The organism is Nostoc sp. FACHB-892 (assembly GCF_014698795.1).
GTDB lineage: Bacteria > Cyanobacteriota > Cyanobacteriia > Cyanobacteriales > Nostocaceae > Nostoc.
This window is the reverse complement of record NZ_JACJTR010000061.1, coordinates 1-20460: the sequence shown is the minus strand read 5'-3', so window position 1 is coordinate 20460 and position 20460 is coordinate 1. Positions and strand designations below refer to the sequence as shown.

General features: G+C 42.2%; 21 protein-coding genes and 2 pseudogenes. 14 read left to right on the top strand and 9 right to left on the bottom strand.

What is annotated here, in order from left to right; genetic code table 11:
• Positions 1-12: 12 nt before the first annotated feature.
• Positions 13-831, bottom strand: coding sequence for an SDR family oxidoreductase (locus H6G96_RS36065; protein ID WP_190918731.1), 819 nt, complete (start codon positions 829-831; stop codon positions 13-15).
• A gap of 316 nt (positions 832-1147) precedes the next feature.
• On the opposite strand from H6G96_RS36065, the gene H6G96_RS36060 reads away from it, so the two are divergent.
• Positions 1148-2653 (top strand): HAMP domain-containing histidine kinase, encoded by a 1506-nt coding sequence (locus H6G96_RS36060; RefSeq protein WP_190918729.1) that lies wholly within the window; start codon positions 1148-1150, stop codon positions 2651-2653.
• A 536-nt stretch (positions 2654-3189) separates the two neighbouring features.
• Positions 3190-3858 carry an AIM24 family protein gene (locus H6G96_RS36055; protein ID WP_190918727.1) on the top strand — a complete coding sequence of 223 codons (669 nt, stop codon included), beginning with the start codon at positions 3190-3192 and terminating at the stop codon, positions 3856-3858.
• A gap of 124 nt (positions 3859-3982) precedes the next feature.
• On the opposite strand, the gene H6G96_RS36050 is transcribed toward H6G96_RS36055, so the two are convergent.
• The 3 genes from H6G96_RS36050 to H6G96_RS36040 all read right to left on the bottom strand — a co-directional run bounded on the left by H6G96_RS36050 (position 3983) and on the right by H6G96_RS36040 (position 7515).
• A complete protein-coding gene (locus tag H6G96_RS36050) occupies positions 3983-5488 on the bottom strand; it encodes a DICT sensory domain-containing protein (RefSeq protein WP_190918725.1) in 1506 nt (501 codons plus the stop codon).
• A 186-nt stretch (positions 5489-5674) separates the two neighbouring features.
• Entirely contained in the window at positions 5675-7171 is a 1497-nt protein-coding gene (locus H6G96_RS36045; protein WP_190918722.1) for a UDP-N-acetylmuramoyl-L-alanyl-D-glutamate--2,6-diaminopimelate ligase, read from the bottom strand.
• 53 nt (positions 7172-7224) lie between these two features.
• Complete coding sequence (locus H6G96_RS36040; RefSeq protein ID WP_190918720.1) at positions 7225-7515, bottom strand: glutaredoxin family protein; 291 nt, start codon at positions 7513-7515, stop codon at positions 7225-7227.
• Positions 7516-7531: 16 nt separating this feature from the next.
• Here H6G96_RS36040 and H6G96_RS36035 point away from each other — a divergent pair, with 16 nt between their 5' ends.
• The 3 genes from H6G96_RS36035 to H6G96_RS36025 are packed head-to-tail and all read left to right on the top strand — an operon-like array spanning position 7532 to position 9499.
• On the top strand, positions 7532-7882 hold the full coding sequence (locus tag H6G96_RS36035; RefSeq protein ID WP_190918719.1) for a DUF952 domain-containing protein: 351 nt from the start codon (positions 7532-7534) through the stop codon (positions 7880-7882).
• 37 nt (positions 7883-7919) lie between these two features.
• Positions 7920-8108, top strand: a complete 189-nt coding sequence (locus tag H6G96_RS36030) for a DUF4089 domain-containing protein (protein WP_190918717.1) — start codon at positions 7920-7922, stop codon at positions 8106-8108.
• Positions 8105-9499 (top strand): AtzE family amidohydrolase, encoded by a 1395-nt coding sequence (locus H6G96_RS36025; protein ID WP_190918715.1) that lies wholly within the window; start codon positions 8105-8107, stop codon positions 9497-9499. Before H6G96_RS36030 ends, H6G96_RS36025 begins: the two co-directional genes overlap by 4 nt.
• Before the next feature lie 134 nt (positions 9500-9633).
• Here the strand turns inward: H6G96_RS36025 and H6G96_RS36020 are convergent, their stop codons facing one another.
• Positions 9634-9969 carry a XisI protein gene (locus H6G96_RS36020; RefSeq protein WP_190918713.1) on the bottom strand — a complete coding sequence of 112 codons (336 nt, stop codon included), beginning with the start codon at positions 9967-9969 and terminating at the stop codon, positions 9634-9636.
• On the bottom strand, positions 9957-10373 hold the full coding sequence (locus tag H6G96_RS36015; RefSeq protein WP_190918711.1) for a XisH family protein: 417 nt from the start codon (positions 10371-10373) through the stop codon (positions 9957-9959). Before H6G96_RS36015 ends, H6G96_RS36020 begins: the two co-directional genes overlap by 13 nt.
• A gap of 48 nt (positions 10374-10421) precedes the next feature.
• On the opposite strand from H6G96_RS36015, the gene H6G96_RS41925 reads away from it, so the two are divergent.
• Positions 10422-10574 carry a hypothetical protein gene (locus tag H6G96_RS41925; RefSeq protein WP_242063559.1) on the top strand — a complete coding sequence of 51 codons (153 nt, stop codon included), beginning with the start codon at positions 10422-10424 and terminating at the stop codon, positions 10572-10574.
• A 309-nt stretch (positions 10575-10883) separates the two neighbouring features.
• Here the strand turns inward: H6G96_RS41925 and H6G96_RS42660 are convergent, their stop codons facing one another.
• A complete protein-coding gene (locus H6G96_RS42660; protein ID WP_277933053.1) occupies positions 10884-11009 on the bottom strand; it encodes a hypothetical protein in 126 nt (41 codons plus the stop codon).
• Between the two features lie 189 nt (positions 11010-11198).
• Between H6G96_RS42660 and H6G96_RS36005 the strand changes: the two genes are divergently transcribed.
• Positions 11199-11585 (top strand): hypothetical protein, encoded by a 387-nt coding sequence (locus tag H6G96_RS36005; RefSeq protein WP_190918709.1) that lies wholly within the window; start codon positions 11199-11201, stop codon positions 11583-11585.
• Between the two features lie 118 nt (positions 11586-11703).
• Here H6G96_RS36005 and H6G96_RS36000 read toward each other — a convergent pair whose 3' ends face one another.
• Positions 11704-12213 carry an N-acetyltransferase gene (locus H6G96_RS36000; RefSeq protein WP_190918707.1) on the bottom strand — a complete coding sequence of 170 codons (510 nt, stop codon included), beginning with the start codon at positions 12211-12213 and terminating at the stop codon, positions 11704-11706.
• Between the two features lie 379 nt (positions 12214-12592).
• Between H6G96_RS36000 and nrdJ (H6G96_RS35995) the strand changes: the two are divergent.
• From nrdJ (H6G96_RS35995) to H6G96_RS35965, 7 genes and pseudogenes are all read left to right on the top strand, one after another.
• Positions 12593-13822 (top strand): annotated as a pseudogene (gene nrdJ, locus H6G96_RS35995) (ribonucleoside-triphosphate reductase, adenosylcobalamin-dependent); the annotation flags it as partial.
• Between the two features lie 285 nt (positions 13823-14107).
• Positions 14108-15178 (top strand): annotated as a pseudogene (gene nrdJ, locus H6G96_RS35990) (ribonucleoside-triphosphate reductase, adenosylcobalamin-dependent); the annotation flags it as partial.
• 407 nt (positions 15179-15585) lie between these two features.
• Positions 15586-16599, top strand: a complete 1014-nt coding sequence (locus tag H6G96_RS35985; RefSeq protein ID WP_190918705.1) for an NAD(P)-dependent alcohol dehydrogenase — start codon at positions 15586-15588, stop codon at positions 16597-16599.
• Positions 16600-17040: 441 nt separating this feature from the next.
• Positions 17041-17763 (top strand): Crp/Fnr family transcriptional regulator, encoded by a 723-nt coding sequence (locus H6G96_RS35980; RefSeq protein WP_190918703.1) that lies wholly within the window; start codon positions 17041-17043, stop codon positions 17761-17763.
• Positions 17764-17966: 203 nt separating this feature from the next.
• Positions 17967-18713, top strand: a complete 747-nt coding sequence (locus tag H6G96_RS35975) for a Crp/Fnr family transcriptional regulator (RefSeq protein ID WP_190918701.1) — start codon at positions 17967-17969, stop codon at positions 18711-18713.
• An 81-nt stretch (positions 18714-18794) separates the two neighbouring features.
• Positions 18795-19523, top strand: coding sequence for a helix-turn-helix domain-containing protein (locus H6G96_RS35970; RefSeq protein WP_190918699.1), 729 nt, complete (start codon positions 18795-18797; stop codon positions 19521-19523).
• Positions 19524-19681: 158 nt separating this feature from the next.
• Positions 19682-20098 (top strand): response regulator, encoded by a 417-nt coding sequence (locus tag H6G96_RS35965; protein ID WP_190918697.1) that lies wholly within the window; start codon positions 19682-19684, stop codon positions 20096-20098.
• A 196-nt stretch (positions 20099-20294) separates the two neighbouring features.
• On the opposite strand, the gene H6G96_RS35960 is transcribed toward H6G96_RS35965, so the two are convergent.
• Positions 20295-20460: IS1 family transposase (locus tag H6G96_RS35960; RefSeq protein ID WP_190914621.1), on the bottom strand; the 166-nt coding region annotated here is incomplete at its 5' end.

Sequence of the window (20460 nt, the reverse complement as noted above, 5' to 3'; positions counted from 1 at the left end):
CGCTAACAGTACTCATACAAGCTTAGAGAAAAGAGTTTCCCAGTTAATTGCAGGCGGTCTTTGTCCCTGGTTGACTATTTCAAAAATTTTCTTGGAACTACTTGGGTATAAAAGGCATTCTACACAAGCATTTGCTACATCAATCCGGCTAGTATCACCCGAAAGTGTATCCCCAGTGCCTACGACAACACCGTATTTACCCCCAGTTTTTGCCTTAAGAAGGGTGTTGAGGTCGTATGAGGTATAAGGCCCGTCAATAAGGCGTCCTGGGCGGATAATGGTGTAGGGCAATCCTGAATTAATAATGGACTCCTCGCCCTTTTGTTTAGCATTCAACACGCCAAAAGCATTGAGAATACTAAAAGGAAACTTATCTTTACGCCCAATTCCGCAGGAAGAGACGAAAACAAACCGCTTCAAATTCCGGGGTGCTGCTGCCACTAGGTTGCTCACACCTTCGGCATCGACCTTGTTTGGACTATTCTTTGCTTTTGCTTCACTAGATTTAGGGTTAAGGAAAGTTATTCCCCATTCAATCAAGTTTGGGGGTTGGTCAAACTCCCATCGCGCAGAGGGAAAAGCAGTGGTTCCGGTGCAATTAATGATGTGCGTGACATCTTGCGTTGCGTTGGGCAGTGTAGCTGGCTGGCGGATGTCACCAACGGCAATTTCCACTCTCTGATTAAACATTTCTTCGGCTTTTGCGGCATTGCGTGTCAGGACACGAACTTTCATGTTCTTTTCCAGTAACTTGCCTACCACCAGTTGCCCTACTCCACCAGTAGCGCCAGCAACTAGTACCAAATCTTCAACTGAATCAAAAGAATTCATAAATCGCCTTTGAGATGATCTATTGTTAATCTACTCAAAAAATGCGATCGCAAAGTGTCCCGTTGGCGCAGCCTCTCTTCAGAAGATATCGTAATTCTTATCGGTAAAAGTCAGCGCAAGTGCTTCATCTTTACTTTTCAGACGCTAAGTGCGTAGGCGCAGCCTGTCATAGACATCGCTAAATAGGGGAAATTGCGCCCGAATTGTTCGGTTCTACCACTGTCACCAGTAGACAAATGGCTATAACCTCTTAAGTAGTAGTGAGATGTCTACCCTAGACGCTGTTAGTCGCTCTTGAATTAAGGGGTGAAAACTTGTGTACGAATGGATATTGCCAAGTCTGAGCGAAATCTTGGCTGAAAATCAATCAAGTGTGGCTGAATGTTCACCTGGTAAGGCAGAGCGGCAGTGGCGTGTCAGTCTCGCAGCGACAGAACATTTGCTATTAAATACTTTAGCAGCTGCTTCAGCTGACACAACCCAAGGATTAGTTTTAGCTGCACCCGCACCCTTATTTAGCCAGCCAAAACTGACTCAAAGTTTACAAACAGTAACTTTTACAGCAAAACCATTTAATCCGTTGGCGCTGATGCCATTTCAGATGCCAGATGCGATTGCGTCTGTAAATGAAGAAATTGCTCCCCATGAATCGGTACTTCCATTATTACCTGCCGATCCGCTAGGGGCAGAACAGTTTTGCTTGGTTTTTACAGATAAATTTAGATTAGTACTGGTTTTAACAACCCATAAAAACGGTAAAAAAACCTTTTCATTTTCTTTTGAACCAGAAGTAGTACAGCAGGCTTGGCGATCGCTAGGAGCAAGGGTAATGCTGGCTAATCCAGAATTTTTTGCCCGCCTGGATGCATTAGTAGAACAGCATTCTCCGGTAGCTCCAGATTGCCGCATCATGATTCAGTTTAGCCAGTTGTTACTTCAGGAATTAACAGAAGCAGAAGAGACTAAAGACTCTTTACTAGCAACTGAAGACAAGGAAGACAAAGAGAATAAACCATGCCCAATCCCCAATAATTCTCTACGAGAGGCAAAGCCTTCGACGTCGTTCAGTGCAAGTGCCCAATCCCCGAATCCTGATGTGGAATTGCTGCAAGCCTTTGCTCACGAAGTCCGCACACCTTTAACTACTATTCGCACCATGACTCGTCTGCTGCTGAAGCGGCGAGATTTAGATGCCAGTGTGATCAATCGTTTAAAAATTATCGATCACGAGTGTACCGAGCAAATTGACCGCATGGAGTTGCTATTTAAGGCAGCAGAATTAGAAACTACTGCCTCCGCAAAATCGTCAAAAACTCAACTCACGCCGATGTCTTTAGATCAAGTGTTGCAGCAGAGCATTCCCCGTTGGGAACAAGCAGCGCATCGGCGGAACTTAACTTTAAATGTTATTTTACCCCAGCAATTACCGACAGTGGTAAGCAATCCCATTATGCTGGATCAGGTACTGACTGGTTTGATGGAGAATTTCACTCGCAGCTTACCTGCTGGTAGCCATATTCAAGTACAAGTTATCCCGGCGGGAGATCAACTAAAGTTACAATTATCGCCCCAATTTGGGTGCAAAGATTCAAGTAAAACCGCCATACCTGCAACACCACCAATTCGCAAAGCGCTTGGTCAATTGCTGATGTTCCAGCCTGAAACTGGTACGATTAGTTTGAATATCGCCGCAACTAAGCATTTGTTTCAGGCGATCGGTGGTAAATTGATTGTGCGCCAGCGTCCACATTATGGGGAAGTTTTGACAATTTTCCTCCCCTTAGAAGTTAGCAATAAACATCAATTTGGAGCTAAAGCTTAGGAGTGAGGATTCATTAATTATTTTTCAATATTATAAATATTCACTCTAATAAGACTTAAGCATTGACAAGAAATACCAAATATGAATTAAGGTTAAAAACTATATCTTTTGTAAGGGCACAGCAATGCTGTGCCCCTACAGCATCGTCTATTTACTTACGATCGCAGGATAATACAGTAGGCGAGTAGAAATAAAACACAATAATAGCTCCCCAACTTCCCAGAGAAGTTGGGGAGCTATTTAGTAAGGATTTTATACCAATTTGAAAAAAGAATGCGACAGATGGGTAGGGGCACAACATTGTTGTGCCCTTACAAATAATTGATGTGTCGCAAACATTATTTGAATTGGTATTATGTTTAATTACGTTGACCTATTTTTTTGAACACAGATCATTCATCTTCATCAAATAGACTTTGTTTAACAATTCAATTAAATTTTTTTGACTTGCCATCTGTAAAAATAGATGCCAACAATGTATATAAATTCTAGTTAAGAGCCAAGTACACCTTTCTGCAAACATCAAAAGGAAAATTATGGCAGGTTTTGAAGTAATCGAGAAAGAAAGCTTACGTTTAGTCAAGGTAACTTTGCAAAACGAAACAGTCCGAACTGAATCTGGTGCTATGTACTATATACGTGGCAACATTCAGATGCAATCTAAAGCCCCTTCAGCAGGTGGGTTTTTAAAGTCCCTAGCCACGGGAGAAAACATTTTTCGTCCTACATATACGGGTACAGGTGAGTTATATTTAGAGCCTTCTTTATCGGGATATCACATTTTAGAATTAGACGGTAGTGAATGGATTTTAGATAGCGGCGCTTATTGGGCTAGCGATGGCACTATCGAAGTAGGAGTTGAACGAAACAAGTTTTTATCAGGCTTAATGGGTGGCGAGGGCTTGTTTCAAACAAAAGTCAAAGGCAGGGGTACAGTGGTCATGGCAGCACAAGGGCCTGTAGAAGTAATAAATTTACGAAATGACCGATTAGTTGTAGATGGAAATTTTGCAATCGCTCGCACAACTAGCTTAAATTATCGCGTTGAAAAAGCTACCAAATCTCTTTTAGGTTCGATGACTTCTGGTGAGTTTCTCGTCAATACTTTTGAGGGAACTGGTACTGTATTGCTAGCTCCTGTACCTTATTGGCAAGTTATGATGCTTCGCCAAATTAGCGCCGCACTACCAAAAACTTCTAGTTAATAATCTTGGTCATTGGTCATTAGTCATTAGTCATTACTATTAATGACTAATGACTAAAATTTTTATAACTCAAATAGAATTGCTATAGCACCATAAAGTTAACTCAGAGGATAATTGTAAGTTATCACTCATTTTCTATTGCGATCGCTTTTGGGGTATCGCTAACGCTTGGCAGTTGCACAGTAAATGTGGAACCTTCATATAATTTACTTCTCACAGAAATAGAACCGCCACAGCGCACTAGCAATTGCTGTACAATTGTTAACCCCAACCCAGCACCACCATAATCTTCAGTTGCTGCTGTACGCACACGATAAAACCGATCAAAGATTTTGGGAATCTCGCTTTCGGCAATACCGATACCTGTGTCGCGGAATTCTAATTGGACATAATCGCCTTGAATTCGGGCACGCACCCATACTTCACCCCCATTAGGAGTAAACTTAATGCTATTGTGTAGCAGATTAATCACAATCTGCCTCAGCCCACCACTCACACACCGAATAGATGGAAGTTCAGTCGGTACAGTGTAGGCAAGCATAATCCCTTTTTCTTGGGCTAGAGGTTGGTAAGTACTGACTACTCCAGGCACAATATCTGAGAGTCGTACTGACTCTAAAGTTGTTTCCTCTAAATTACGTTCCAGCTGCACCAGTTCCAACAAACCAGTAAGCAGGGAATTTTGCTGATCGCACTGGGTATTTAACATCTGTAAATAACGTTGTCGCTGGGGGGGTTTGAGATTAGGGGAATTCAATAACGAAAGTGCTGTCTTCATGTGCGTCAACGGTGTACGCAGTTCCTGACACACGTTTTTGAGGTATTCATCTTTGAGTTGCTCTTTGTTTTGCAGTTCTTGATTTTGCTGTTGCAACTTAGTGGTGCGGACTGTGATGATTTGACGATTAATTTCATCTTGTCGCAAAAGTTGTTTGGCAAACAGTTGATTCATGAGTGCGCCTTCGGGCGCAGTTGGGCAAATAAAATCAACAGGTATTGGGGATGATTCTGGCGTAATCGCTTTTTCGATCCCATCAAATACTTGCTGAATTACCCTCCCCTCAACAGTATTTATAATCAGCAACGGCTGGTTTTTATTAGTATTTACCTTCCCAGAAGTGTTATTTTTGTGTTTTTTAAGTGGTCGATGAGCCAAAATTAAACTGCAAAACTGGGGTGATAACACCATCAGAAAGTTTTCCCGTCGCATTTGGCTATCTGGTGATAGGTGAACGGGGACATGATGAGAGAGTGAGAGGGATGAGAAAGATGAAGAAGATGAGGGAGATGAGGAAGATAAGGGGGTAGTTTCTTCCCCCGCTTCCCCTGCTCCCTCATCTTCCTCTGCTCTCTCATCTTTTCCCTTCCCACCCTCGTCAATCTGGCAAGTATAAATGAGGCTAGACGCACCTACCGAAGATTGATAACGCGCTAATTCCGATTGCCAAATTTTTTCTGGTGGTAGCTTCACCCATAAAGTGGCTACAATTTGTTGCTCAATTAGTAAGTCAATTTGCGCTCTTACCAGTGATAGCAGAGTAGCAGGACTGAGGGACAATGGTTTTGGAGGCACTTGCACTCCCATAACCAGTTGATAAACAGACAGATCCTTCGCCAAAGAAACATTCATGAGTCAAGCACAACAAGTCTGTCTTCGATTTTCACCTTTATGTGTGCATTTTTTACAAAATCCCACGGAAATAAATATTAAGTATAAAAAACTCCAACCTAGGAGGGAGTGGGGAGCAGGGGAGCAGGGGAGGCAGGGGAAGAAGAACTATGATTGTTGCCCAATGCCCCATGCCCCATGCCCCAATTAATGTATGTTCAGTCTTTGGTGTAAAGCGTCGCGTGCGTGTTCTCGGTCATCAAAATGGATTTTTTCAGTGCCGAGAATTTGGTAGTCTTCGTGACCTTTACCAGCAAGTAACACTCCATCACCGGGTTGTGCTTGTAAAATAGCGGTACGAATTGCAGTAGCCCGATCGCAAATTACAGTTGGTTGTACTGTGTCAGCAATTCCCGCTAAAATATCTTGCAAAATTCTTTCTGGGTCTTCAGTCCGGGGGTTATCCGATGTCACCACTGCAACATCAGCTAATTCAGCAGCAATTTTACCCATTTTTGGGCGCTTGGTGCGATCGCGATCGCCACCACAACCAAACACGCAAATCACTTTCCCTGGTATAAACGGGCGTGCAGCTTTCAGCAGATTTTCTAAACTATCAGGTGTGTGGGCATAATCCACAATCACGCTAATATCTTGGTCAGCATCAATTTGTACCCGTTCCATCCGTCCGGGAACTCCGGGAAACTCAGGGATCACAGATGCAACTAACTGTAAATCTAGCCCTAAGTGTAAAACTGCTCCTACGGCTGCAAGAAGATTTTCTAAATTATATTGACCAACTAGTGGCGATCGAAAAGCTACATCACCCTTTGGTGTATGTAATGTACCACTGACACCATTCGGCTGGTAACTTAAATCACTCATCCATAAATCAGCGCTGTTGTCGTTGACACTGTAACTCCAAACGCGCTCAGAATCTAACGAGGCAATTAATCGTTTACCGTAAGAATCATCAGCATTAATTATTGCCCGTCCCTTGAGATAATTAGGGCTAAATAACAACGCTTTGGCGGCAAAGTAATCTTCCATGTCCTTGTGATAATCAAGATGGTCTTGAGTAAGATTACTGAATACCGCCACCTCAAATTCACAACCCAACACTCTACCTTGGGCTAAAGCGTGAGAACTTACTTCCATTACCCCAAACTCACTACCAGCCTTTACAGCCTCTGCTAGCTGCTGTTGCAGTTCCACCGCAAAGGGCGTAGTGTGGGCAGCAGTTTGCTCAAAACCTGCCCAACGCGTGTAGAGAGTTCCCATCAAAGCTGTAGCTAGATTAGCTTTAATGAGCAGAAATTCAATCAGATGAGTAGTTGTAGTTTTGCCATTTGTACCAGTCACACCTACCAGCTTGAGTTTTCGCCCTGGATAACCGTAAAAAGCACTCGCTATCTGGGCACAAGCTTGAGTTATGTTACTTGCACTGATGACCACAGCCTCATTTGTGGGAGGATTTTTTTGTGCAGCTTCGGGAGAAACGATCGCAGCTACAGCCCCGGATGCGATCGCACTTTGCCAAAATTCCCCACCATCAACCCGCGTTCCTGGCATCCCAATAAACAAATCTCCCGCACTACAAGCATGGGAATTCGTCTTCAAACCCCTAACTTCCACATCTTCCATCGGATGGCTAGGCAATTGTTCAACACTGTCTACCGCCGTTAGTAATTCCCGCAATTTCATTTTGTGAACCTCGTCACCTTCTTAATCTTGCGCTTATTCTGCATTATTTTTTTCTAATTGGCTAAATACTTATGCAACATTTGCTCCAACTGCTGCACACTAGCACGAGGAGAAGGACGCGGCAATAATTTCTCACTCCCCTCCTCTTCCTCCGTACCCTCTGCGCCTCTGCGGTTCGATAAAAAAAGTACCGGGACTTCATACTCATACGCACCAAACCAATCTTCACGAGTCGTAATATCCCTAACTTCCAACTCAAAACTAAGATTTTGAATTTGTTCTAGCTTTTCTTGCAAGCCTTCACATAAATGACAGCCAGGTTTACTGTATAAAATTAATCGCATTTGTTAATTAATGACCATGAACACTATTTTACATATCACCAAAAGCGAACAATGGGAACAAGCAAAAATCCTGGGAACCTATCGGGGTGATACGTTAGAGTCGGAAGGATTTATTCACTGTTCGACAGCAGCACAAGTTATCTGGGTTGCTAATCATATTTTTGTCAATCAAAAGGGTTTGGTAATCCTTTGCATTGATTCTGATCGAGTTAAAGCTGAAATTCGTTATGAAGCTGCGGAGGTAGATAATTTATTTCCTCATATTTATGGTGAGTTAAATATTGATGCTGTGTTTCAGGTGGTTGATTTTGAGGCGGGGGAGGATGGGTTTTTTGTGTTGCCGAAAGAGGTTATAAGTTTAAGATAACCAACCGCAGAGGTGCAGAGGGCACAGAGGAGGAGAGATGAGAAGAGAAGAGTTTAATGTGGGTGAGTATGTTGATCAAATGGCGTTGTTGTTGGATTTAGAGATAAGGGATGAGTATCGTGATGGTGTGGTGGAAAATTTTGAGAGAATTAGTGCGATCGCTAATCTGGTAAATTCTTTTCCTCTAGCGGAGGATATTGAAGTTGCACCAGTTTTTGAACCATGAATGATGCTGTATCGATAGCTGCTGCTGTGCGTGAAGGTAAAGTTAGCGCGGTGGAAGTTACCAAAGCTGCGATCGCACGAATTGCAGCGCGGGATAATCAACTTAACTGTTTTACGGCTGTGACTGCTGAAACGGCTTTAACAGATGCAGCCCGCATTGACAAGGAAATTGCCCAAGGTAATCATCCTGGAACACTTGCTGGTGTGCCTTTTGCGGTGAAAAATCTCTTCGATATCGCAGGGCGAACGACTTTAGCGGGGTCGAAAATCAATGCAGAGAACCCAGCAGCAAGCCTTGATGCAACCGCAGTAGCGAAGCTGAAACAAGCTGGTGCTGTGCTGGTTGGCGCTTTGAATATGGATGAGTACGCTTATGGGTTTGTAACGGAAAACTTCCATTACGGTGCTACTCACAACCCCCATGATTTACAGCGAGTTGCTGGTGGTTCATCGGGTGGTTCGGCGGCGGCTGTTGCTGCTGGGTTAGTACCGTTAACATTGGGTTCTGATACAAATGGTTCGATTCGCGTTCCGGCGGCGTTGTGTGGCGTTTTTGGTTTTAAGCCGACTTATGGTAGGTTATCTCGTGCTGGGGTAGCTTTATTTTCTAGCAGTTTTGACCACATTGGCCCTTTTGCGCGTTCGGTGCAGGATATCGCTACGGTGTTTGATGTGCTTCAAGGAGAAGACGATCGCGATCCAATTTGTACAAAGCGTCCGCCTGAATTGGTTTTACCACAACTCAAACAAGATATTTCTGATATCAGAATTGCGTTGACGAAGTCCGCCGAAGGCATCGCTGCTGATTATTTCACTAAAGGCGCAGAACCGGAAGCTTTAGCAGTAGTGCAAAAGATAGCTGATGCAATAGAAGTCACTGAATACGTAACCATACCAGAAGCACACCGCGCTCGTGCAGCAGCTTTTGTGATTACAGCTAGCGAAGGCGCAAATCTGCATTTGGATAAATTGCGATGTCATCCTCAAGATTTTGATTCAGCAACACGCGATCGCTTTTTAGCTGGGGCGTTAATTCCTAGTAGCTGGTATCTGCAAGCACAACGCTTTAGAAAATGGTATCGCGATCGCGTTCGGGAAGTCTTTCAAAATGTGGATGTAATTCTTGCCCCAACTACACCAATTTCTGCACCGCTAATTGGTCAACAAACTATGATTTTAGATGGCGAAGAAATTCTTGTCCGTCCTCATTTGGGATTATTTACTCAACCATTATCTTTTATTGGTTTACCCGTTTTATCAGTACCAATTCAGCGTCAAAATAGTTTACCTTTGGGTGTGCAATTGATAGCAGCACCATATAATGAAGCCTTAATTTTACGGGTTGCAGCTGCGTTAGAGATAAAGGGTGTAGTTTCAGCACCAATAGTCTAGAATGCGATACCTACGGTGGGCGGGTACGCCATCGTAGCAAAAGTGGAAGCGAGAGTTGTGGCGAGCATTAAAATTATTAATACTAGTAATTCAGCCTAATTTCTTTTCAAGAGGTCTATAAAATTCATGTTGACTTAACCAACTGCAAAACCTGTATATTGCCTCACCAAAGGTTCATGAAATGCTAACACAATATCTTCTTTGGGAACTCCCAAATTCACTAACACATTAGCAATGCCAATCTCAGTTCCATCATGCTGTATCCAAATTTTGTCATTCTTGATATCGATATGCAAAACACAACCATGCTGTCGCCGTCTATTTTTCCACCCAACATACATCAATTGAAAGTGGTTGCGAACTGTATCAAAAATTAGTTGTTGTTCGATTTCATCTTTTGATGAACCTAGATTGGCATATTCTGTTATGGCTTGTTGAACATAGTTTTGGTACTGCTCTAGTTTTTCCATTCTACAATTACCTCCTGAATCGGATCGTAAATTATTAATTTCAGTTGAGAGCGCTGAATAACTATTTTAATAAACTGCAACTTAAAGAAAGCGTTATATATTCCTAAAGGCACAGCCAAATATAAAACTCTCTCAGGTTCTTGCTCTTCTAACGCGACACGATAATTAAAAAACTGTCCAATTGCTGTATGGAATTCAGAAATGTTTGATGCACCAATAAAACTCTTAATTTCAACTGCTATTTTATCTCCGGCTCTTTCGGCTGCCAAAATTTGCTCTGCGCCTAAGTCAATATACATTTCAACATCACCAACTTCAATTCTCAAAGGATCATTAGTAATTAACCACCCCTCCTTTTCTAATCCTTTCCTAACGGCATAATGAAAAATATCTTTAGCAGCCATTAACTTAAAAATTAGTTTTTCTTATCCATAATTATAGCAACAACCACCATGCCAGACCTGACTAACATCCCCGGAATCTCTGAACTTTGGACGCGCACATTAGGCGACTCCCGCATTAAAATTGCGATTTTAGATGGCCTCGCCGATTTAGAACGCGCTTGTTTTGTTGGAGCAAATTTTACGCAACATCAGCTCTATTAGACATAAAATATTGAACTGAATGACGAATATTTTTATTACCTGAAATTAGCAACAGAATTTAACCAACAACAAAAAGCAAAACAAGAAGACACAGACCACGACAAAGACGAATGATAAGTAAACTAGCATCTGTAGTCACTACAACTTAAGCTGTACTAATAAGTGTTGAAGCTGTAGTTACAAATGCTCATTGTCTAATAAGTAAAACTAAAGTTGTATTTAATCAGCTTAACCATTAGTTATAAATAGTGTTTAAATGATAAGTAAACTATAAGCTGTAGCTAATACAGATTGTTTTGAACTTATGACTTAACAAGTTTTAGTAACTACAGCTTGTTCTGGAGTTACAAACAAACAAGTTTTAGTAACTACAGCTTGTTCTGGAGCTACAAACGAACAAATTTTAGTAACTACAGCTTGTTCTGGAGTTGACACAGCTTATTCTGTGGTAGGGTGCGTTGCACTGCACGATAACGCATCATCTTAAAAGTATAAAATTATACCTATTTTGGCAGGATGAGAAATTCTGCTACAAAATACAATAATTATTGTGGATTTTGCTGAACCAAAATTTAGCTTCAGTAGGGCATAGTAATTTTAGAAACCTCACAAGGAAGCAAATCTATGTCTCAAAGAAAACGCACATCTCGCGTTTTAGAAAATGCTGAGTTAAGATTCTCTGGACTCAAAGCAATAAATCCTAATCTGGATCTTGGGGATGCTTATAACTTAACAAACCTGACACAATTACTTGAACAGGTACGTACCAAGTTAGAGGGGCATAACACTATTCTCAGCATGATTGACTCTTCCAAATTAGAACTTGAAGAGTTAGAACAGACTTTGAGCGCTTTCTCAGAGAAAATGCTCACAGGGATTGCTTTTAAATACGGCAAAGACAGCCGCGAATATGAGATGGCTGGTGGAGTTCGCAGAAGTGAGAGTCTCCGTAAAAGCAGAGCAACTCGCTTAAAAACTATTGCCAAGAAAGCATCAAGCCAGAGTGTTTAACTAATTCGTAATGACGCTTTCTACAAGACGCTGCGCGTACCCCTATACCAAAGCAAGTTACACGCAGCGTTCGGCTAATTTCCTATGCATCTGCCTTATCTCTAAATCTTTGTGCGAGTTACACTGCATCAAAAGTAGATGGATAAACAACTTTTCCCTTATAGGTTTTTTGATAGCTTTGCAGTGGTTTAACCATGAAGACATCCTCTGGTACTGGAAAAGGAGACTCAATTTCATAAACAACAGAAGGCTGAAAGCCAAAGCGAGTATAGAAGTGGGGATGACCAAGGACAATCACTATGGCTTCTTTCTTTGCCTCTGCTATTTCTAACCCTACTTTTATTAGTGTGCTGCCAATACCTTGTCTTTGAAATTGTGGATGAACTGCCAAAGGTGCTAGACCGAGTACCTGTAGAGTTTCTTCACCCACTAAATCAATGTAGCTGAATAAAATATGACCGACTACAACATTTTCAACCTCTGCAACCAAAGAAAGTTCTGGAATATAGCGGTCAGAACAGCGAATTTTATCTACAAGTTTAGCCTCATTTTCTTGCCCAAAGGCTAATATATTCACCTCAGCTATTACTGTGTAGTCTGACAGCTTTTCACAACGGATATTGATCATAAGAATCGGTATATAGCGGTTCTCGACCCAGTAAAATACAATTTTGATCTCTCTCCTAAAAGGAGAGAGGCTTTGAATTCTTCCCCCTTCCCGCGACGAGTTGGGGGTTAACGGGTTAGGTCTATTTGCATACTTGTACCTCACTAGATTGAAAATGGCTATAAAGAGATTTTACTTATAAATTTATATGTGCTAATTAAAACTTGACTTTGAGATGCTACTCAAGGGTGAAGGATATTATACATCATAAATTTATGTTGCAAATAGTACGGCCTATAGCTAGCGTAAAGTGGGCAATTTGACAATCTTTAATACTCAAACTACTTGGCGTATAGTCATAATCTGTCCGCACGCAACAAGAACGCAAGACACTTAGTATATGGTTCGAGAACTCGAAAGAAAACGCCAGAGTGCAAAGTTTCCCGAAACTGCACCGGCTGCTAATCCTGTATTTTTTAGAACCTATAGCCGCCGCACAAAGGCGGGACTAAGGGAAACATGGGATGAAGTATGCGATCGCACTCTACTCGGCTTAGTCGAGTTGGGAAAGCTCACTCAAGACGAAGCTGCCATTCTGGATAAGATGCAGCGCAACTTGAAAGCTATGCCCAGTGGACGCTGGCTATGGGTTGGTGGCACAGATTGGATAACCAAGCCAAAGAATTTTTCCGGGGCTTATAATTGCACCTCAACCAATCTCGAAGACTGGAGTGCTTTCGGATTAATGATGGATTTGGCAATGATGGGCTGTGGTACTGGAGCCGTCCTAGAACCACAATTTATTAACCAGTTGCCCCCCATCCGTAATCAACTCAATGTGACTGTACAAGGCGAAATTGGCAGCACTCCTGTGCAACAGCGACGTGAATATACTGAAACTTATATAGAAGGTAACAGCGTCACTATTCACGTTGGCGATAGCCGTGAAGGTTGGGTTAAATCATATCAAACCCTATTAGAACTCTCCACTGATGAACAATTTTCAGCAGAAGTTGAAGTATTAGTTGATATCAGCGATGTCCGAAAAGCAGGAGAAACTCTCAACGGCTTTGGAGGAGTTGCTAATCCTGTAAAATTGCCTGGACTGTATCAGGGTTGTGCATCTATTCTCAATAAAGCTAGAGGACGACAATTAAATTCAGTTGAATGCTGTTTGTTAATCGATCAAGCTGCTGTAACAATTGTTGCCGGTAACATTAGGCGCTCAGCTGGCATGAGGCAAGGTTCTAGCGAAGATAGTTTGTTTGCCGATGCCAAAGATAATTTATGGCAGCAAGATGAAAACGGCAACTGGCGAATCGATCCAGAGCGTGATGCACTTAGGATGGCAAACCATACGAGAGTTTTTCACCGCAAGCCAACCTTAGAAGAATGCCTCAATGCCGTCCGCAAACAATATTATAGTGGCGAGGGAGCGATTCAATGGGCTGGTGAGGCTGTAGCGCGATCAAACATTGATTTGCTGCCAACACAATCTGACAAAGTTAATTTTTTGCAAGCTTATGAACAAGGAACAGCAAAAGAGTGGTTAGAAGAACGTTATTCAAATCTTGATGCTAATGAGCTAGAACATCGTTTAGCTCGCTATGGGCTAAATCCGTGTGGTAAGTGATTTTGCCTCACGTTAAAAACCTCGCAAAAACGGGGAAAGCTGAGAAGCTAATCCCGTGGTAATCAAAGGAAGTAAAAAACCTTTGACACCGTACAGCGTAGAGAGTGAAACTAGATTACATCCAAAATTGTTGTCTAGAATATAATCTCTCCAAGAGTGCGGGGGCGGATGTGAAAAACACTTTTATTATCTGAAGTCACATCTGCAAAAGGTACGCGGAGCTACTGCGAATAATCAAGCAGTAGAACTAGGGGATAAAAAACCTCTAGGGTAACAAATCTGGAAATCATCGGTAGCAACTTCCACTGCAATTTGTCTGAGGTTCACCTCAATCAAATCGACCCACATAACTACAAAGAACAAGAGGAAGCTTTTACTGCTGGGGCGCTATCTGTAGCAGCACTTTTAAATCACAAATTTTTGGAACCACGCTATCAATACAGCCGTGAATTAGACCCGATTGTAGGAGTTTCTTTTACGGGTTTATTTGATTTCTTTGTCCATGCTTTTGGTGTTGATTGGCTGCGCTGGTGGGAAGCAGGAAGACCCGCAACTCCACAAGGATTAGCTTTCAAGCGTGAGGAAGAAAAATATCTAAGTTCCTGGAAAGATATTGTACATCGGGTAGTTTGGGATTACTGCGATCGCCATAATTTCAAACGTCCAAATCGCTGTACCACAGTCCAACCCAGTGGCACAAAAGCATTATTAACTAATGCTAGTTCAGGATGGCACCCCCCCAAAGCGCAAAGATTTATTCGCCGCATCACCTTCGGCAAAAATGACCCAGTAGCCTTAGCTTGTATTGACTACGGTTACAACGTCATTCCCTCTCAATCAGACAAAGATGAACAGGGCAATTTGCTCAACGATCCCTTTGATCCACGGGTGAGCGAATGGTTAGTAGAAATTCCTGTTTCTGTATCTTGGGCTGATTTACCAGGTGCTGATGAAATTGATGTTTCTAAGTTTTCAGTCTTAGCCCAATTTGATTTTGTCCTCCAGGTTCAACGTTGGTATGTGACTCACAACACATCAGCAACTTTAGAACTTCGTTCTGATGAAATCGAACCTTTGGGACAGAAAATCTATGAAACTATCCAGAACGATCAGGGATATATTTCAGCAGCCCTTTTAGCTCGTTTTGATGACCTGCAATCATTCCCACGTTTGCCATTTGAACCAATAGATAAAGCTACCTATGATCGCTTGAATCAAGAGGTGAAAGCACGGCGGAAAACAGATGATTTCTGTGCAGTCTTAAGCCGCTATGATTTAGGCGAAATGTCAGAGGCTGGCCCTAGTGGTTGTGACTCTGATAAGTGTATGTTTCCCGATCAGCAACCAAGCTAATAAGGCAAGATGACTATCAACCTGACTTTTCACGGTATTTGAAAAACCTCTCTTTAAATCTTTCTCCTAAAAGGAGAGAGACTTTGAATTTCCCCCCCTCCTTCCCGACGCGGAAAGGGGGTTAGGGGTTGAAAAGTCCTCTTGTCGGTAGCAAAACATTATAGATCCCCCTAAATCCCCCTTAAAAAGGGGGACTTTGATTCCGGTTCCCCCCTTTTTAAGGGGGGTTAGGGGGGATCTAGAAGTACTTAAAATCACAGCCAATTACTTTTCAAACAGCTTCTTAGGTTTTCGTGGACTTTTCCACATAACGTGAAAAGTTAGGACTATCAACTTAGGATAGTCACTATTTATTTATTACAATAAACAGCAGTGGTTTAAGATGACATTAAACCACTGCTTTTTCTATGAAAGCTTACGAAATTCAAAGCAACGCCGGGATTGATGCCCTCGCATTAGTCGATCGCTCTGAACCAAAACCGACTGCGGGACAAGTTCTGATTCAAGTCAAAGCAACATCCCTAAATTACCGCGATCTCCTTGTCATTGAAGGATCTTACGGTTCTGGACAGAAATATCCCTTAATACCCCTGTCTGACGGCGCGGGAGAAGTTGTGGCAGTGGGGGAAGGCGTTACACGGGTTAAAATAGGCGATCGCGTCGCTGGTATTTTCTTCCAAGACTGGATTTATGGCTCTTTAACCAAAGAGAAAATGAAATCCGATTTAGGAGGCGGTATCGATGGAATGCTAGCTGAGTATGTCGTATTACACCAAGATGGTTTAGTAATATTACCTGACCATTTATCCTACATTGAAGGCGCAACCTTACCCTGTGCAGCAGTCACAGCTTGGCATGGACTTGTGACAAAAGGCAATATTCGCGCAGGTGATAGTATTTTATTACTCGGTACAGGAGGAGTTTCGATTTTTGCTCTCCAGTTTGCTAAGATACATGGTGCTAGAGCGATTATTACTTCTAGCAGTGATGAGAAATTGGCACTAGCTCAACAGCTTGGTGCTGACGAGACAATCAACTACAAAACAACACCAGATTGGGAAAAGCAAGTTTACCAATTGACTAATCGCACAGGTGTAGATCATGTAGTAGAAGTAGGCGGTGCAGGTACTCTGCCAAAATCACTGCAAGCAGTTCGTATTGGAGGACGTATTAGCTTGATTGGCGTATTATCAGGTAGAGGAAATGAAATTGATCCTATGCCAATACTTTTTAAAAGTTTAACAGTTCAGGGAATTTATGTTGGCAGCCGGGAAATGTTTGAGGCAATGAATCAGGCGATGCAACAGCATCAAATTAAACCGATTATCGATCGAGTGTTCCCATTTTCTGAAGCACGAGAAGCTTATAATTACCTCAAAAGTGCGGCTCACTTTGGTAAAGTCGTAATTCGTAATTCGTAATTCGTATTCAGTTATGCGATCGCAACTATAATCCCAATAGAATTAAGCAATTTTAATAATTATAATTGTTTACTTTGAACTAACACTACTGATTTTTTCCTACTTACTATTAACTTTGCTAAAGTCAGAATTTAACAACGCTAATATACTTCTTTGCTGTGGTATTTGCTTACTATTTTGCTATGCAATTTGTATTATTTTGCTCTCAACCTTTAGATAGATGCTTTAGCGGAATATACCAACTTTTTTGATTTATATCAGGTTTTTTTTGCTACTGTAAATAACTGATTTAATTATGTTATATTATATATATGAATATAAAAATCCAATCTTTGTATTAGATTTAGGGAATACACCTTTTGACATATTGGGAGCAAACTCCTGATTTTCTCCTTATGCCGCAAGTTGCTTTTTCTGTCGGCTATGTTTAGGAGAATCTTAATGTCATTAAACAAAAATGCCCTTGAGGAACCAGCAAATCATCTGCTGGCAGTTCTGCCCGCCAGTGATTATGAGCGTATTGTTCCCCATCTGAAGCTGGTTTCGCTCTCAAATCGGCAAGTACTTTACGAACCAGGCGAACCGATCGCACAGGTCTATTTTCCCAATAAGGCAGTGGTTTCTATAATCACCACTATGGAAGATGGCTCGACTGTAGAAGCTGGTTTAGTGAGCAATGAAGGCATGGTGGGTATCCCAGTAATTTTAGGAGACAACATTGCAACCACAACGGCATTAGTGCAGGTTCCAGACAGTGCTATGCAGATGGATGCAGATATGCTTAGAAGCGAGTTCGATCGGGGTACAGGGCTTCAGAGTGTGCTGCTGCGCTACGTGCAAGGTATGTACACTCAAATTGCACAAGGATCTGCCTGCAACCGTCTTCATAAGTTAGAGCAGCGGCTGGCTCGGTGGCTGTTAACAGTTTCCGATCGTCTTCAATCAGAAGAATTTCCACTCACGCAAGAATTTATCTCGCAGATGCTGGGTGTACGTCGTGCTGGTGTCACCGAAGCAGCAAACATCCTGAGCCAAGCCGGAATCATCACCTACCAGCGTGGTCAGATTAACATCCTGAATCGAGAGGCTTTAGAAAAAACCTCCTGCGAATGTTATCAGATTATAGAAGATGAATATGTCCGTTTATTGGGCTTTGCCCAATAAACGGACATAATAATTTTTTTTCAAACTGCTATGTACGAAATCGTACAGACTCTAAGAAGTGTGTTCATTTAATATTTTTTAGATTGTTCCCGTGTTTCTTTAGAGAATACACCTTTCGACATTAGGATCAAATTCTGAAATTCTTTCCTTGTGCCCTGAGTTAGCTTTTCTAAAGTCACCTACCTTAAGGAGAGTGACTTTTAATGTCATTAGATAAAAGCTTTTTTCAGCTACCATCAAATAAGCTGCTCGCAGCTTTGCCAGCCAGTGATTATGAACGTCTTGTCCCCCATTTGAAGCTGGTTGCGCTCCCATTACGGAAAGTCCTTTCCGAAGCCGGCGAACCCATCACACACGTCTATTTTCCTGATAAGGCAGTGGTTTCTATAGTCACCACAATGGAAAATGGCTCAACGGCGGAAGTTAGGATAGTAAGCAATGAAGGCATGGTGGGTATCCCGGTAATTTTAGGAGACAACACCACAAGCACAAGAGCGTTTGTGCAGGTTTCGGGTGCTGCTATGGAGCTCGATGCAGATATACTGAAAGCCGAGTTCAATCGGGGCGGAGCTATTCAAACCCTGCTGCTGCGCTATGTACAAGCTGTATACTCTGAACTGGCACAAGGAGTTGCCTGCAACCGTCTCCATATACTCGAAGAACGGCTGGCTCGTTGGCTACTGACACTCTCTGAACGTCTGGAATCAGAAGATTTTCCACTCACGCAAGAATTTATTGCCCAAATGCTAGCTGTACGTCGTTCCGGCGTGACAGTAGCGGCTAGTACCCTCAGCCGAGCCGGAATGATCAGCTACCAACGTGGTCAAATTAGCATTCTGAACCGAGAGGATTTGGAAGCAACTTCTTGTGAGTGTTATCAAGTCATCCAAAAGGAATTTGCTCGGTTACTGGGCAAAAAGCCCAGTAACCGAGCCAGAAAAATTTTTTGAATTGGGTGTGCGAAACCGAACCGACTCGCAAAACTAACTTGATTTAAAATATTATGAGAAAATTTTTCTTTTAATGTTTCAGTGAGCGATAAAACTTTTAAGCCGCAAGTAAATAAGTTACTCGCGGCTTTGCCAGCCAGTGATTACGAACGCCTTATTCCGCACCTAAAGTTAGTTCCGCTTCCCGCTAGACAAGTCCTTTACGAACCAGGAGAACCCATCACACATGTCTATTTTCCCCAACACGCGGTGATTTCTATAGTCACTAGTATGAAAGATGGATCGACGGTGGAAGTTGGGATAGTGAGTAATGAAGGCATGGTGGGTATCCCAGTAATTTTAGGAGGCAAGACAACAACCACAAAAGCGTTTGTGCAAGTTGCGGGCGCTGGAATGCAGATCAATGCAGAGGTTTTGAGAACCGAGTTCAATCGCGGTGGAGCTATTCAATACCTGCTGCTGCGCTATTTACGAGCTATATATACCGAACTTACACAATCATGTGCCTGTAACCGTCTTCATACACTAGAAGAACGGCTAGCTCGTTGGCTTCTTACAGTATCTGACCGTTTGGAATCAGAAGAATTTCCGTTGACGCAAGAATTTATTGCCCAAATGCTGGGTGTACGGCGCTCCGGTGTGACAGTAGCGGCTAGCAGCCTCAGCCGAGCCGGAATGATTCGCTATCAGCGTGGTCAAATTAACATCCTGAACCGAAAAGATTTGGAAGCAACTTCCTGTGAGTGTTATCGAGTCATCCAAAACGAATTTGCTCGGTTGCTAGGGAATCAGCCAAGGTGCGAGCGATAGCTAGTGAATGATTTTACCTTACTATGTCCGACACCGGACAGACGCTTGCTGCTAGTTGCATTAAGATTTAATAAAGTAGGCATCAGATGGTATTTACAAATATGTGCCTTTGATCGAATTGCTAGTAAAGATGTTTGAACTATAGCGCGATAAAAGTAATGTTTAATTATAATCAATCAATGCCTTTCAAAGGTCTGCGATTGCTTGTTGTAGATGACGACCCTGATACCAGAATATTACTTAGCTTCCTGTTTGAATCAGACGGGGCAGAAATTATCACAGCAGCTTCCGCAGGTGATGCTCTAGAAATAATCTCATTGTTCAAACCAGACATCTTGATTAGTGACATTTATTTGCCAGATGAGAACGGCTGTTCACTGCTGAAGAAGATCAGAAATCTAGAAGCAAAGCGAGGGAGAAGGATTCCAGCTATTGCTCTGACAGCATCTGCTTACGACGAAGACCGTACTCGTGCATTATCAGCAGGTTATGATATATACCGATGCAAGCCTATAGACTTAGACGATTTATGTGCTACGGTTGCTAGTTTAGCTAGACTCGAACAATACGCTTGACATATTTAAATGCACAAGGGGGAGGCCAGTAAAGCAAGAAAGTTTAAAGTAAATTTTATTTATCTTGAAAATGCGATGTCTACTGCGGATTATGTGAACGCCTAGTGATTTTTATCCAAATCAGGGCGTAGGGGTAGTCCGTCGTAGACATCGCATTTTCTGAGGAATCTTTGGCGTTGCATAAATGCGGGATGAATTAACTAAATACAGGTATTTCTCTATACTTCAAGTAATGGAGTAACAAGCGAATTGAGTATTTAAGCATATCTACTGACTTGGAATAGCATAATGTTTTGCGATGTAGGCGTGCCAGATAATGACGTAAACGTGTATTTTCACCTTCTACTCTGGTCATATATGTT